Source organism: Sphingopyxis sp. LARHCG72 (assembly GCF_052871675.1).
Map to the genome: position 1 here is coordinate 140,652 of NZ_JBIXJU010000003.1, position 12,915 is coordinate 153,566.

14 protein-coding genes are annotated in these 12,915 nt (G+C 64.4%); 4 read left to right on the forward strand and 10 right to left on the reverse strand.

Features of this window, described 5'->3' with window-relative positions:
* The first annotated feature begins 5 nt into the window (after window positions 1-5).
* Window positions 6-1,358 carry a hypothetical protein gene (locus tag ACIPPQ_RS08350; RefSeq protein ID WP_446543660.1) on the forward strand — a complete coding sequence of 451 codons (1,353 nt, stop codon included), beginning with the start codon at window positions 6-8 and terminating at the stop codon, window positions 1,356-1,358.
* A gap of 130 nt (window positions 1,359-1,488) precedes the next feature.
* Here ACIPPQ_RS08350 and ACIPPQ_RS08355 read toward each other — a convergent pair whose 3' ends face one another.
* Both ACIPPQ_RS08355 and traA read right to left on the reverse strand, forming a co-directional pair.
* Window positions 1,489-1,953, reverse strand: a complete 465-nt coding sequence (locus ACIPPQ_RS08355) for a hypothetical protein (RefSeq protein WP_446543661.1) — start codon at window positions 1,951-1,953, stop codon at window positions 1,489-1,491.
* 9 nt (window positions 1,954-1,962) lie between these two features.
* Entirely contained in the window at window positions 1,963-4,935 is a 2,973-nt protein-coding gene (traA, locus tag ACIPPQ_RS08360; RefSeq protein WP_446543662.1) for a Ti-type conjugative transfer relaxase TraA, read from the reverse strand.
* A gap of 172 nt (window positions 4,936-5,107) precedes the next feature.
* On the opposite strand from traA, the gene ACIPPQ_RS08365 reads away from it, so the two are divergent.
* Both ACIPPQ_RS08365 and ACIPPQ_RS08370 read left to right on the forward strand, forming a co-directional pair.
* Complete coding sequence (locus tag ACIPPQ_RS08365) at window positions 5,108-5,431, forward strand: conjugal transfer protein TraD (protein WP_446543663.1); 324 nt, start codon at window positions 5,108-5,110, stop codon at window positions 5,429-5,431.
* A gap of 16 nt (window positions 5,432-5,447) precedes the next feature.
* Window positions 5,448-5,660 carry a conjugal transfer protein TraD gene (locus ACIPPQ_RS08370; RefSeq protein WP_446543664.1) on the forward strand — a complete coding sequence of 71 codons (213 nt, stop codon included), beginning with the start codon at window positions 5,448-5,450 and terminating at the stop codon, window positions 5,658-5,660.
* Window positions 5,661-5,701: 41 nt separating this feature from the next.
* Here the strand turns inward: ACIPPQ_RS08370 and ACIPPQ_RS08375 are convergent, their stop codons facing one another.
* The 6 genes from ACIPPQ_RS08375 to ACIPPQ_RS08400 form a co-directional block, all read right to left on the reverse strand.
* Window positions 5,702-5,908 carry a hypothetical protein gene (locus ACIPPQ_RS08375; RefSeq protein WP_446543665.1) on the reverse strand — a complete coding sequence of 69 codons (207 nt, stop codon included), beginning with the start codon at window positions 5,906-5,908 and terminating at the stop codon, window positions 5,702-5,704.
* 121 nt (window positions 5,909-6,029) lie between these two features.
* On the reverse strand, window positions 6,030-6,209 hold the full coding sequence (locus ACIPPQ_RS08380) for a hypothetical protein (RefSeq protein ID WP_446543666.1): 180 nt from the start codon (window positions 6,207-6,209) through the stop codon (window positions 6,030-6,032).
* A gap of 25 nt (window positions 6,210-6,234) precedes the next feature.
* Window positions 6,235-6,681, reverse strand: coding sequence for a MucR family transcriptional regulator (locus tag ACIPPQ_RS08385; protein ID WP_446543667.1), 447 nt, complete (start codon window positions 6,679-6,681; stop codon window positions 6,235-6,237).
* Between the two features lie 103 nt (window positions 6,682-6,784).
* Entirely contained in the window at window positions 6,785-7,720 is a 936-nt protein-coding gene (locus ACIPPQ_RS08390) for a HEPN domain-containing protein (RefSeq protein WP_446543668.1), read from the reverse strand.
* Between the two features lie 62 nt (window positions 7,721-7,782).
* The gene (locus ACIPPQ_RS08395; protein ID WP_446543669.1) at window positions 7,783-8,031 is read right to left on the reverse strand and encodes a sigma factor-like helix-turn-helix DNA-binding protein; all 249 of its coding nucleotides are present in this window, start codon (window positions 8,029-8,031) and stop codon (window positions 7,783-7,785) included.
* Window positions 8,028-8,921 carry an ArdC family protein gene (locus tag ACIPPQ_RS08400; protein WP_446543670.1) on the reverse strand — a complete coding sequence of 298 codons (894 nt, stop codon included), beginning with the start codon at window positions 8,919-8,921 and terminating at the stop codon, window positions 8,028-8,030. The genes ACIPPQ_RS08395 and ACIPPQ_RS08400 overlap by 4 nt, the downstream gene beginning before the upstream one ends.
* A gap of 551 nt (window positions 8,922-9,472) precedes the next feature.
* Here ACIPPQ_RS08400 and ACIPPQ_RS08405 point away from each other — a divergent pair.
* The gene (locus ACIPPQ_RS08405; RefSeq protein WP_446543671.1) at window positions 9,473-9,706 is read left to right on the forward strand and encodes a helix-turn-helix transcriptional regulator; all 234 of its coding nucleotides are present in this window, start codon (window positions 9,473-9,475) and stop codon (window positions 9,704-9,706) included.
* 54 nt (window positions 9,707-9,760) lie between these two features.
* Here the strand turns inward: ACIPPQ_RS08405 and ACIPPQ_RS08410 are convergent, their stop codons facing one another.
* Together ACIPPQ_RS08410 and ACIPPQ_RS08415 are read right to left on the reverse strand one after the other, a co-directional pair.
* The gene (locus ACIPPQ_RS08410) at window positions 9,761-10,084 is read right to left on the reverse strand and encodes a DUF736 domain-containing protein (protein WP_446543672.1); all 324 of its coding nucleotides are present in this window, start codon (window positions 10,082-10,084) and stop codon (window positions 9,761-9,763) included.
* Window positions 10,085-10,813: 729 nt separating this feature from the next.
* On the reverse strand, window positions 10,814-12,607 hold the full coding sequence (locus tag ACIPPQ_RS08415) for a ParB/RepB/Spo0J family partition protein (RefSeq protein WP_446543673.1): 1,794 nt from the start codon (window positions 12,605-12,607) through the stop codon (window positions 10,814-10,816).
* Between the last annotated feature and the right edge of the window lie 308 nt (window positions 12,608-12,915).

Consider the following 12,915-nt stretch of genomic DNA (forward strand, 5'->3'; position numbering starts at 1 on the left):
AATGAATGAAAATCTTCTGGTCCTGGCAAAGCGACACGCACCAACCGACGGGGCGCTATTTCGTGCGGGAGGTGCTTCGTAGCATCGCGGAGGAACTCAAGGGCGAGGACGACACCGACGAAGCCGAGCGGCCGGAGGCTTCAGCAGAAACCGGCGAAGACGATGTCAGGTCGAACCGCATCGAAGTCGATTATGATACGCTCGGTGTCGGTGGGTCTCCGAAGATCGCCGACAAGATCCTCGAGAAAATTGAGGGGGCGGCCGTCTTCGTCGCCGATCTCACGCCGATCGCCACGACGAGGGCTGGCAAGATGGTGCCTAACCCCAATGTCATGATTGAGCTCGGCTATGCGCTCAAGGTCCTTGGGAACGAGCGCATCGTGCTCGTCATGAACCAGGCCGAGGGTGCGGCGCTCGCCAAGCTGCCGTTTGACCTTCGCCATTGGCGCCAGCCGGTCACCTACAAATTGCACCGCGATGCGAGCGACGAGCAGAAGGCTGAAGCTGCCCAAGCTCTGAAGGAGAAATTTACGGGCGTGATCGCGCCCGCGCTCCTCAAGGCCGCAAAACAGGTCAAAGCCGCGAAGCCGATCGTTCGCGAGCCATTGCTTGTGGTGGACTGCGCAACCGAGGAGGGAGGCATTTACGTTGCGCGGCGCGAGCCAAGCCTGCGCGGCTTCGCAACGCTCGACCAGATTAAGGAACGAACGCCCCTCCTTGACCCCGACCCTCCGCCCGACATCATCTATCTCGGACGAGAAAGCGCATCGCCGCCCGTCATCCCTGTGTCGAACATGCAGGCGGTCGAACGTTGGTCGCGCCAGCAGCGCGCCGCGCATAACGAGAAGGTCGAAGCCTATTATCGCAGTTACGAGCGCTACCTCGACAAACAGAAGGAATATGAGCGCCTGATGATCCGGTCGTTGGACGTGGACCTCCTGCTCAAGAATATCGGCACGGCGCCGGCCACCGACATCGATCTCGAAATACAGTTTCCGGACTTCATCACCTTTTTCGGAGATCGAGGCGCGCTTCCCGAACCGCCCAAAACACCCTCGCCGCCGGCGCCGGCGCTATACCCTTTCTCGGTACCGGAGATCGCCGCGCCGCGTTTCCCCGATTATATGTCTTCGCTGGTTCGCCCGATGGACATCGACCCCGAAGCCCGGCGGGTATCCTTTCATTTTCGCGATCTCAAACATCACCGCGAAGAGGTTCTCGACACCTTCAGCTTCTCGTTCGAGACGCCCGAGGCGCTGTCCTCATTCGATGCCGATTATGTCATCACGGCAGCCGAACCCATCGAACCTTTCCGCGGTAAGATCAGGTTTGAGCTCAAATATGAAGACGAGGCCTGAACGGCGTCCCCGGGAACATCGGGCGCGCGGCCGCCTTTGATCGTCGAGAAGCGAATGTCCGCTTTCGGGCACTGGTCGCCAAAAGCCGCAACGACCGACATGAGGCGCAAAGCGGCCGCGCTGAGCGGAGTTACCCCCAGACCGCAACGCCGATCAAAGCCAAAAATGCCCCGAACAATAATCCACCCATGCCGACCCAGGTCACCCACCAATCCTGTTCCGCATTCGATCGCTTCTGCTCGATCATGCCCTCGACGCGCCCAAGCGACCGCGCCAGCTCCTCGCGGGCTTGCCCGACCGATTTGCGATCCTCGGCTCCATAAGACCTCGCTGCTTCGTGGCTCTCGGCGGCCAGGGTCAGCGGCGTGAGCCGCATCGCCGGCTTGTCATGGATGCTTTCGATTTGCTGATCGATATGGTCGAGACGCGCTTCGATGGCGCGAAGTGTAGGCGAGTAGTCCGGCAGCTTGTCCTTGGCGGCAGTGAGCCCTTCGATTGCGGCGCGGAGAAGGGATACTTCGCTGCGTAGGTCGTCGAAGGCTGCGGCGGCATCATTGGTCGGCGGCGTAGGCGAGCGGGTGCGTTTTGCTGTCATGGCATCGGCCTACATCGATATCCCCATCCCGCGCGAGCGGCCGAGATATTGCTGGAGGTCGTGCGACAGCGATCCTGTCGCAGAGGGTTTCAGGCCGAGGTCGGCGCGGCGGTTCCGGAGCAGCGACTCGAGCTGCGGGTCGCGGTGCAGGCTCTTCGCCATGTCGTTGAGGCTGGCGCGCGCCGCATCGCGCGCGGCATAGGACGGGGCCTTGCGCGCCTGGGCACTCTCCTTCTGCCACGAGGCGACGAACAGCTCGGCGCGCTTCTCGAGCTCGGCGGCAAGCCGCTTTTCCGCAGCCGCCTGCCGCGCCTGATCGCGCGCCGCGCGGTCGGCGGCTGCGCGCTCAGCAGCGCGGGCCGCAACTGCGCCGTCCATCGCTGCGATCGCGCCCGCGGTGCGCCCTGCCGCTGCCTCGCTGGTCAGCTTGTAGCTCTTCCCGAACGCCTCGCGCAGATCGCTCGCGCCGCCGGGGCGCAGCGCATCGAGCTCGGCCCGGGCCTTGTTGTAGGTGTCGAGTTCGTGCGGCAGTTCCTTCCCGCCGGCGCGCCGGACGTCGACGATCTCCTTCGTCACGCGCGCAAAGCGCTCGACCGCCTCGTCGAGGGGCGAGCGCGCCGGTGCGGGGTCGAGGCTTCGAGCACTGATCTTCACTTCGGAGAGGCGAGCATCGCGCCGCAGCGGGGGCGCAGGCTCTTCGAGCGCCTTGCGCGGGACAGTGAGCTTGAGACCGTCGAACATGGAACGCTTGGGTTCGGCGGCCTTCGTCGCCTCCGCAACCTTGTAATCGCTCGCCATATCCTTCCCGCGCTCGCGCGAGGCGACGCGGACAAGTTTCGACTGATTGGCAAAGTCATTGCGACCATAGTAGAGTTCCACCTGCTCGCGGTGCCTGGACAGCGCGACATATGTTGAGTGGCTGTCTACCCCCGGCGTCGCGAGCACCTGGACCCGGTCGACCGTCATGCCCTGCGCCTTGTGTATCGTGGCGGCATAACCGTGATCGATATGGGCATAATCCTTCAGATCGAATGCCACGCGCCGCCCGTCGTCGAGCGTCACAGCCATGCGCGCCGGGCTCACGCTTTCAACGCTGCCGAGCGAGCCATTCTTCACGCCAAGCTCGCGTTCGTTCCGGAGGAAGATGATGCGATCGCCGCCCGCGAAGCTCCGCTCGCCGCGCTCGACCTTCAACGTCACCTCGTCGGCAAGCGCTCCGCCTTCCTTCAGCCGTTCGCGCACCTCGGTGTTGAGCAACCGCGCTTCGTCGTTGGTGTGGGTGAGGATGATGCGGCTCGCGCCCGGATGCGCCTGCCGGTCACGATCCCACGCATCGACCAGCTCGGCGCGCGCAGCCTCGCGCGTGTCCGCAGCATGGACGAACCCGGCGCCGGCGTAGCGATCGATCGCCGCGCCTGTCCGCCCGGTGGCAAGTTCGCGCGTCGCTTCGCGCTTCCAGTCTTCCTGCTGGCGGCGGATGTCCATGATTTCGATGGCGCCGTGACGCTCGGCGGCGGCGCGGAACGCGGCGCCCGCCTCGATCGCCTGAAGCTGCTGCGGATCACCGACAAGGACGACCTTGGCGCCCTGACGTTCGGCCTCGGACACGACACGCTCGAGCTGACGTGTGCCGACCATTCCCGCCTCGTCGATGACGAGGATATGTTGGCTCGTCAGTCGTTCGCGATCCTGACCCCACTGATGCTCGAGGCCCGCGAGCGTGCGCGACGCGATGCCCGAGCCATGTTCGAGTCCTTCCGCGGCAATGCCCGACAGCGCGGCGCCCTGCACTTTGTAGCCTGCCGCCTCCCACGCTTCGCGCGCAACGCCGAGCATCGCGCTCTTGCCCGTTCCGGCATAGCCGATGACATTGCTGACGCCGCGGGCCGATGTGACGTGTTCAAAGGCGCCGCGCTGCTCCACCGACAGGTCGAGCCCGCGGGCCGATGCTCTCGCAAGCGCCCGTTCGCGATGACGCTCGGCGACACCGTGATTGCGTCGCGCATCGAGCGTCGCCGTCGCGCGTTCGAGGCGGTGCTCGGTCTCGATCATTGCGCGCGACGTGAACCGATCTTCGCCACGGCCATCTTTTCCAAGCGCGACAAGATCCGGCGATGCTTTCACCGCACCCATGACCGCGCCGAACTGGATGGTTCCGGCACTGTGGCGGTGCACGAACATGGCGAGGTCGCGGTTGGTGAACGTCGCCTGGTGGTGGGTGATGGTGTCGAGCGCGATTGACGGGTCGGCGAGGATTTTCTCGCCGTTCCGCCGCGCGATATCGAGATGCTCTTCGGCGCGGTCGACCTCGAGCCCCTGCTCCACCATCCGCGACGCCGCGGGACCAATCTTGTGCTGCGGTTCGAGGTCGATCCCCTGCGCTTCGAGACTGCGGTGATCGATGCGCGCGTCGATATCGAGCGATGCCAACCGTTCGTTGACATGATCGGCCCACGCTTCACGCCAGTGGGTCAGAAGCTCGGTGCGGTTCCAGTCGCGGACCTTGGCGCCGAACTCCGCGCTTCCATCGTCGCCGATGCGGATCTCGCGCATCGTCAGCATCACATGGGCGTGCGGCCGCGCCAGCCCGTCGGCGCCCACGTCCCAATGGACATTGAGGTCAGCGATCATTCCGCGGTCGACAAACTCGGTCTGAACGAAGTCGCGGGCAAGCTCGACCCCCTGTTCCTCGGTCATCTCGCGCGGGATGGCGAACTCGATCTCGCGGGCGAGTTGCGCGTCCTTGCGGATCTCGGCCGCCTCGACATCATTCCACAGCTTTTCGCGGTCGCGCCACTCCTCGGGGGCCCCTTCGGGCAGCAGCACCTCGCTGTGGACGACGCCCGCCTTGTTCGAGAAGTCATGGCTGCGGCCGAGGCGTTCATCATGCAACCGATCGGCGGACCGATAGGCAGCAGCGGCAACCGCGCTGCTGCCGGTCGCGCGGGAAATGACTTTTGCCGAGAAATGATAGATCGCCATAAGGGCGATCCATTTACAGCAAAACGAGCACGTCGGCACGACGTATAAGCGCGCCCTCACACGATTTCATCGCGCTCGGGATCACAAAGTCTCGGGAGATTTCAGCTGCTTGAACGAGGTTGAGACTCGGCATAGCTGGTTCGTCCGACCCTCACAAACGGAAGGACAGACGATGCGCAAACCGCGTGATTTCGACGCCGAACTTCAGGCGCTGACCGACAAGGCCAAGGCGCTCAAGACGAAGAAGCAAGGGCAGCTTGGCGAGCTTGTCATCGCGACGGGTGCCGACGCGTTGCCGATCGAGCAGCTTGCCGGTGCCCTACTCGACGCTGTCGGCGCAGACACGACGCGGAAGGAGGCGTGGCGCAAGAGCGGCGCGGCCTTCTTTCGCGGAGAAGGCGCCCGCATTCGCAAAGGCGCTGGCCGGAACGCGCGCGGCGCTTCGGCGGTCAATACAAGCCCGCAATCGCCTTCAGGCGAAGCGGGCGCGGCATGACACGCGGGCGTGGCAGGTGAAGCGCCGCGAACGCACACGCCAGCTGATCGAGCTTGGCGGCCTCGTGGCCAAGGCCGATCTGATCGAACTCACCGACGATGATCGCGCCGTCATTCTCGGGCTGCTGGTCGAAGCGGCCGCGACGCTGCGCGGCGAGACGCGCGAACGGCAGCTGACATTATGGCGTCGTCGCGGCAAGCGCGCGTTCGATAGCGGCGAGGTCGGATAGCCGGTGTGGGCGATACCTGACGCGCGTCATTGCGTCGGCGCTTACCCGCGCGGTTTAACGGTCACCCAGATGGAGATTGGCGCGGTGAACTTGCCCGGTGCAGGTTTACCGACGTCGATGCGTTCGGCGGTGACCAGCTCGCCGCTTTCGAGCGTGAAGCTTGCCCAGGGCTTCGGCATGCGCCCGAAGCTCATTTTCTGGATCGGCTGGCCGGTGGCGGTGTTCATGATTGTCGCGGTGATACCCATGGCGCGCCGGTAGCGAGCGGGCACTGATTCTGTCCAGCATGTCGCGAACAAAAATCGCTCCGGCCGCGGGCCGCAACAATCGGAGCGGCGACATCCGTTGCCGATGGTCTCGACGCGCCGTTCAATCGAGCTGCGCCTCGCCCTCCGTGACTGCGGCGTCGCGCTGCGTGGGCGACGACGCATCGGCGCCGAAGTTCACCGCGCGTGCCTCAACATCCGGAAGTTTGTCGCGCTCGGCTTCCGGCGAACAGGCCGCGACAAGGACCGACAGCATCGCTGCCTTCGCAAATTTCAGCGTCATGGACGTACCCCTGCCGGTCGATTCCTCAGCCCTGTTTCGCCTTGGCTTTCCCGCGCGCAGCGGGCTTGCGACCGCCGCCGCGGCCCTTGGTGCCAAGACCGATCTGCTTGGCAAGTTCCCGGCGCTTCTCGGCATAGTTGGGCGCGGTCATCGGATAATCCTTCGGCAAGTTCCATTTCGCGCGATAATCTTCGGGCGTCATGGCATAGTGCGTCATCAAATGACGGCGCAGCATCTTGAGCTTTTTGCCGTCTTCGAGACAGACGATATAGTCGGGCTTCACCGACGACCGGACCGACACGGCGGGCTGCTGCGGTTCGGGTTCGGGTTCCGCGCCGGACGCAAGTCCGGCGAGCGCTTCGTGCACCGAGCGAATGACGAGCGGGATATCCGATATGGCGACGCTGTTATTGCTGACGTGGGCCGCGACAATATCGGCGGTCAGCGTGACCAGCATTTCACTATCTTCCATGCGCGTTTTCCTTCGAGGGCTAACCACTTCGGTCATCCTCTAGCGCGACAATCCTTTCCAAACAAATGCCGAAAACCTGCTCAACAGAATTAATCGCGCCGCGCTATTCGGACGGCAGTCGTCCCGCCGCGCGGCGAAGCTGATCGAGCCGCTCCGAACAGATCACGTGCACGACCCGACCGAGTTCCTCAACACGATCTCCGAGCCAGCGCAATTCCTCCTCGGTGATGCGGTAATGTTTCGAATAGCGCGCCTTCACATAGGCTTCCTTGAGCTTCTCGAAGTGCCTGCGATCCGACTTCAATTCACGCGGCCAGACATCGACAAGACGCATGTCGAGGCGTTCGGCCTGGGTGCGCAGGAACGCCAGATTGTGAACATGCGGGGTGTAGAAAGTGCAGACCAACAGGACGCAATGGTAAAGCCGCTCGGTAGCCTGATGAAGCATGAACGCCGCTTCTTTATTCCAACCGCGTTCGAGATCGTCGCCATAATTGACGTGAGCCCGCATCGCGCTCGGATACCACTCGTCAAAATACTCCTGCGCCATGTCGAGCGCCTGCTCGGGCGTCTTCGGCTTGGGCTTGTGCAATTCCTTGTCGTCGAACTCGTAGAGCGCGATGCCGTCCTTGGCGATGTCCATGAAGAAATATCGCCCGTGCGCAAGGCCGTCGTTCACTTCGGACATGGTGTGGATTATGAGGTTCACGGGCGTGTGCAGCGTCTTGTCGATCAGAAGCTCGCGATTGAGACGGTCCTCGATCTTCGGCCAAAATTCGACCTTGTCGGTCAGCCGTTTGTCGCTGACGATGATCAGCAGGTCGAAGTCCGACCGATAGCCCTTGGCGGTATGCGGCTCATCGACCCAGCCGCCACGCGCATAGCTGCCGTAAAGAATGATCTTGTCGATCCGGCCTTTCTTCTTCCAGCTCATCGTCGCGAGCGCGATGCTGTCGGCAAATTCCTCGAAGATAATCTGCTTCACGCGCTCGAGTTCGCGCTGCTTGTTCGCGGGGAGATGATCGAGGTCGGTGCGCATCGTCTTTACCTCTGTAATTGCATCGGCCGGATGGCAAGCGCCATCCGGCCTTCGCGCGGTCATCACCGCCGGAATCGCCACCACCATGGATCTTTTTCATCCATGACTTTCATGAGGATGCGCAAGGCCACCGCGAAATGGGCTTCGACATCGGCGACAGTAATGTCGAACCGGGCGGCAATCTCGGAATAGCGCAGCTCTTCGACGCGGATCGCGAGAAAGACCTTGCGGGTCATGCGAGGCAAGCGGTCAACGGCGCGCTCTGCGCGCCACAGCGCTAGACGTTCCTCGCGCGACAGGCGGGCGCTCATTGCTCGGCTCCCGCGAAGCCGAGCAGATAATCGCTCGCCTTGCTGGCTTGGCTCGCGGCGCGAAAAATAGCCTTCTCGTCATCGCGCAACACCGAAAGCCACGACGCGATATAGTCGGAATGTCGCACGGTCGGCGCGATACCAAGCGACGCGCAGGTAAACGCCGCCGCCAGCTCGGCGACAAGCTCTTCCTTGGCGTAGGCCTCTGACCCGAACCCGCCCTTCTGGTCGCGGTCCAGTCGGCTGCCATGACCCGTCCAATGGCCAAGCTCGTGCAGCGCGGTGCGATACCAGTTGATCGGCTCATGAAACGCGCCCTGCGGCGGCACCTGAACGAAATCATGGCTCGGGCTGTAAAAGGCCTCGCCGCCGCCGATGTTCACGTGCGCGCCGCTCGCGGCGATAAGCGCATCGGCCTCGGCGATGGCAAGCACCGGGTCGGGGCTGATCATCGGCGTGATATAGTCGTCGGGCAGTCCCTCGCACTGGTCGACATTGAAGACGACGAAGCGTTTCAGGAACGCAACCTGCCGCGCCTCGCGGTCTTCACCGCGCGCGGCCTCGGCTTCGGCCTTCGGCGTAAAGCGGTCGGCATAACAGATAACCGTGCCCTTCTTGCCGCGCCGGACATTGCCGCCCGCCACCTCGGCCTGCCGATAGGTCAGCCAGCGCTGCGAGCTATAGCCTTTGGAAACAACCTCGGCCCACAGGATCAGCACATTGATCCCCGAATATTTGCGGCCCGTCCCTGCATTCTGCGGCATCGTGCAGCCGCACGCCGCGCTGTCCCAAGGCTGCACCCATGGCAGCCGTCCTTCTTCGAGCTCCGCGATGATCTTGTTCGTGACCTCACTGTAGAGGCTCGCCCGTTCTTTCCGTTCCTTGCGCATGTCCCTTCTCCTTCCAGCCACCGCACCCCGGCCCGGAAGGGGGCGGGGTGGGCGGCAGGAAGGAGCCGGCAGACCCGCATCATCGGGCGGGCTGCATCCGCAGGACCGAAACGGAGAGAAGGACCCGCGGTACGCGGGTTGCGGCCCGGCCGGGCGGGGCTAGAGGCGAGTGACGCCCACCCTGCCCCCGCCGCGCCGGGACAGACGACGCCGCCGCGAGAGCGGCGACCGCGAGCGCGCCAGCGGCGCCCTCACCTCCACGCGAATCGGAAAGACGCCGCGCCGTTTACGGCGCGTCATCTGCGGACGCGGCCGTCCCCGACGGCCTCATCAGGCGGGGAGCGATTGCCGGCGAGACCTGATGAGACAGAAAATTTCAGCCTACGCCACAACTCCCAGGAAGTCCCCATGGATACCGGCGGATACCCACGGCCCTACGCCAGCGCACTACGCCGTAAAGGACGGTTTTCTGCGGTGTTGACGACAACGCCCGTCATGCTTTCTTTATCTCGTGTCGACGCAAATTCGTCCAACAGATGGAGTAGAACAGCATGGCATTCCAATCCCCCCTCCGCCTCATGCGGCTCAATGAAGTCCTCGATCTGACCGGCCTCAGCCGCGCGACCCTCTATCGCAAGATCGCCGCCGGGACCTTCCCGTCGCAGCACAAGCTTGCGACACGCTGTTGCGGCTGGCGCGCGGGCGAGGTCGAAATGTGGCTGCGTAATCCGCACTCGTTCACCATCGCCGATCTCGACCGCCTCCGCGACCGCAACGCTGCCTGAGGGCCGACACGGTAAAGCCCCGCGCCGCGAAGCGGCGCGGGGTGGAAGCCCGGCTCAGTTGTCGGGGTTCCAGATGATCGCATAAGCATCTTCGCTGTCCTGGCCGGCGGCGCGGCCGAGGTTGGCGTAGATGCGGCGCGGCCCGAACTCGGGGGCTGCCAGCGTCAGTGACACAAAGGGTTTGCCCGATGCCTCGCCGATGCGGACCCAGCCGGCACCGATCTCGACGCCTTCGGAATAAACCCGGTAGTCTGGCTGGACGTCGCCGTTCTTCGAGCGGTTGGTCCGGATTTCGATCGCAGCGCGGATCGAAAGGGTTTTGAGCTGGCCCACGAAGCCTTTTTCGATGGTGCCGTTCACAAAGCCGATAGCTGCCATTGGTCGTCTCCTTCACTGTGCCGCGGGACCATCCCTGCGGCATGGGCGGACCAGGGACCGGCGCATAAGGCGCTCCGCGAACCTGCAAGGGCCGCAGCAAAGCGGAGGAGTGCGGCGGCGCGATTATTTGAAAGCGAAGCGACCGCGAGGAGCCGGCGCAGCCGGCGGGGAAATAATCGCGGCGCCGCACTTTCGCGGGGCGCCGCGCCGGGACAGGTCATCTCGCCCGTCGCCGGGAATGGTCCTGTGGGACAGATGGGGCGTCCTCCGCAGTATCGTCCGGAACGATCAATCATCGCAATTTAAGTGGGAGAAGCGATCAACGTGTAATCCGCGTCGTCCGGAGCATCTCCGCCCGCGAACATCGACGATCCTCGCCGACGCCCCTTCTGGCCTCGCAGCAAGAAAATCATGCCGGCGTGTTCCGATTTGGCGTTTTCGTACAATTCAATCGGCAACGACGACACTAACGGGCGCCGCATCTGCCGAGGCGGCGTGTCGGATTGCGACCCCAGGCGCGCCGCGGTCGGTGGGGCGATGGATGCAGCATCCTTCGTTTGGGGCGGCGTGGAGGCGACTTCGCGCCGCCCCTTTTGGTGTCAGGCCCCGCGCGCCGGAGCCGCTTGCGGCGACGGCGCGCGAAAATCACAAGCGCCGCGCTGGCCCGCAAGGCCAGCGCGACATTTACAGCCGGAAAAGGGCGGGCGACCGGAGCCGCCCACCCTCCCCTCACGCCGCCAAGGGCGTACCCTCGGCGCCCGATTCCCTGTCCTGCTGGTCAGGATCGGGATCAGCGGGCGCGGAAAGCTCGAACGCCGCCTGCGCCGCCGCCTTCACGCTGCCGACTCCGCCCCGTGACGTGTAGGCCGTCGGCGGGAATGCCATCCACCTCGGCACCCACGGCTCGGCCTTGGTGCGGCCATTCGCGCCTGCAAGGCAGTCGGCGATGATCGATTTCAGCCCCTTTGCCTTTTCACCGGCGTTCGCTGCCGCGACCTCCGCGCCTGCAACCTCGGTGGTGATGGCGAGCAGCACTTCGCGGTCGCGCAGCTGGTCGAAGAAGGCCGCGTCGGCTTGCCAATGCTGGCGCATATCGGTGCCGAGATGAACGCCGATCATCTCGACCGCTTCGCTGCCCGCCGCCAAGGTCTCGCCCATGACGATCGCGATGATCTCCATCACCACCGGATCGGGCAGTTCGAGCAGCCGCGCGAACAAGGGGGCAAAAGGGGGCCGGTGAAGTGGCCTTCCCGTTACGGTCGGAGTGTCTTCATCGAACCCCAGCACCGCAAGCACCGCGCGGCGCTTCTCGTCGAAGGCGGTTTCGGCGGGGCAGGTTTCGACGCTCTCGGCGATGTCTTCCTTGGGCGCGCGCTGGCTTTCGATATCGACGCGCCACAGGTCCGCGCCCGAAATGACATGCGCAAGCATCGCCCGGAGTGCGACGCCGCCGTGGCTCGCGAGATCGGCGCGCACCGCTGCATGGCGATGGAGATCGATATAGGCATTGAGCGGACCCGATACTTCGGGACGCACCGGCTTCGCTGCGGGCGTGTTCTCATCGTCGCTGCCGCCGCCGCCCGAAAGGCGCTTCGCTTCCTTGGTGGTGACATAACCTTCGTGAAAGCTGACCTCGCCGCTGTCGCGCACCTCGACATAGATACGGCCGCCCTTGCGCTTGCCCGCATGAACATGATCCCATGACCGGAACCAGTCGCCGCGCGCCATGACGACGACATCGGACCATCCTGCGTCGAGATACTCGGCCTTGCGCGCTTCGATGGCGGCCATCTGCGCCGACCAGAAAGCATCGCTGTCGGCAAAATAGCTGTCTTCGCCGAACAGGTCCGAGACGATGGCGAGCTTCGCCTCGGCAACATCGAACAGCGCGTGTTTCACCACGATGGCGTTGCCGCCGAACAGCCATGCCTTCAATTGGTGGCCGGTCGGGCAATAGGCCGCTTCATCGCAGAACAGCGCCAGCCATGCCTTTTGCTGGCTCTTCGTTGCCAAGGTCAGGTGGCGAACGGTGCCCGCATCGATCTCGCAGCGCCGATAGAGCGTGCGGATGCGCGGCAAGAGATTGCCGAGCGCGAGGATGCGCTTCACTGCCGACCGCTCGAACCCGAAGCTGTCGGCGACCTCGTCGACCGACCGGCCCGCCTTCACCAAGGCAACAAATGCCTCCCACTGGCTGACCTCGTCCGGCTGAACGCGGGCGAGGTTTTCCAGCAACGATGCTTCGAGCGCATCGGCGTCGTCCCCTTCGTCGAGAATCGCGCAGGGGATCGGCTTCACCGCCCCGCCCTCGCGCGCCACGGCACTGACGGCGGTAAAGCGCCGACGGCCCGCAACAATCTCATAATGGCCTGCGGCGCAATTGGGCCGAACGAGCAGCGGAACCAGCACACCCCGCGCGCGAACGCTGGGCAGCAGGTCGGACACATCGGGGTCTTTGCCCTTCCCGCGCATATTGGTCGCCGCAATCGACAGATGGTCCACATCGATAAAATCGAGCTTCATGAGCTTTTCCTTTCCTTCAACCACACCCGGCCCCGGACGGCGGGGCGGGCGGCGAGGAAAGGCGACGGGACCGCGCCAAAGGACGGCGCGCACCCGAGAGGGCCGTAATGCAATGGAGGAGCCGGGGCGAAGACCCGGCTTGCGCGCCGGCCGAGCGGTCCCACAGCCGTGCGCCGACTGCCACGCTGTCCGTGGCCGGCCCAAGCACAGCGCCGACGCGCGGTCAGCGCGGCGTCACCATCGGACAACAACCGCGCCCTTGTCGCAGACGCAGGCGCCGCGGTGTGCGCTGACCGGTGGCGGGTCGG

Excerpts from the sequence above, each read along its gene's own strand:
- ACIPPQ_RS08350 (WP_446543660.1), top strand. The coding sequence starts at position 6 with ATGAAAATCTTCTGGTCCTGGCAAAGCGACACGCACCAACCGACGGGG.
- ACIPPQ_RS08355 (WP_446543661.1), bottom strand. The coding sequence starts at position 1,953 with ATGACAGCAAAACGCACCCGCTCGCCTACGCCGCCGACCAATGATGCC.
- traA (WP_446543662.1), bottom strand. The coding sequence starts at position 4,935 with ATGGCGATCTATCATTTCTCGGCAAAAGTCATTTCCCGCGCGACCGGC.
- ACIPPQ_RS08365 (WP_446543663.1), top strand. The coding sequence starts at position 5,108 with ATGCGCAAACCGCGTGATTTCGACGCCGAACTTCAGGCGCTGACCGAC.
- ACIPPQ_RS08375 (WP_446543665.1), bottom strand. The coding sequence starts at position 5,908 with ATGGGTATCACCGCGACAATCATGAACACCGCCACCGGCCAGCCGATC.
- ACIPPQ_RS08380 (WP_446543666.1), bottom strand. The coding sequence starts at position 6,209 with ATGACGCTGAAATTTGCGAAGGCAGCGATGCTGTCGGTCCTTGTCGCG.
- ACIPPQ_RS08385 (WP_446543667.1), bottom strand. The coding sequence starts at position 6,681 with ATGGAAGATAGTGAAATGCTGGTCACGCTGACCGCCGATATTGTCGCG.
- ACIPPQ_RS08390 (WP_446543668.1), bottom strand. The coding sequence starts at position 7,720 with ATGCGCACCGACCTCGATCATCTCCCCGCGAACAAGCAGCGCGAACTC.
- ACIPPQ_RS08395 (WP_446543669.1), bottom strand. The coding sequence starts at position 8,031 with ATGAGCGCCCGCCTGTCGCGCGAGGAACGTCTAGCGCTGTGGCGCGCA.
- ACIPPQ_RS08400 (WP_446543670.1), bottom strand. The coding sequence starts at position 8,921 with ATGCGCAAGGAACGGAAAGAACGGGCGAGCCTCTACAGTGAGGTCACG.
- ACIPPQ_RS08405 (WP_446543671.1), top strand. The coding sequence starts at position 9,473 with ATGGCATTCCAATCCCCCCTCCGCCTCATGCGGCTCAATGAAGTCCTC.
- ACIPPQ_RS08410 (WP_446543672.1), bottom strand. The coding sequence starts at position 10,084 with ATGGCAGCTATCGGCTTTGTGAACGGCACCATCGAAAAAGGCTTCGTG.
- ACIPPQ_RS08415 (WP_446543673.1), bottom strand. The coding sequence starts at position 12,607 with ATGAAGCTCGATTTTATCGATGTGGACCATCTGTCGATTGCGGCGACC.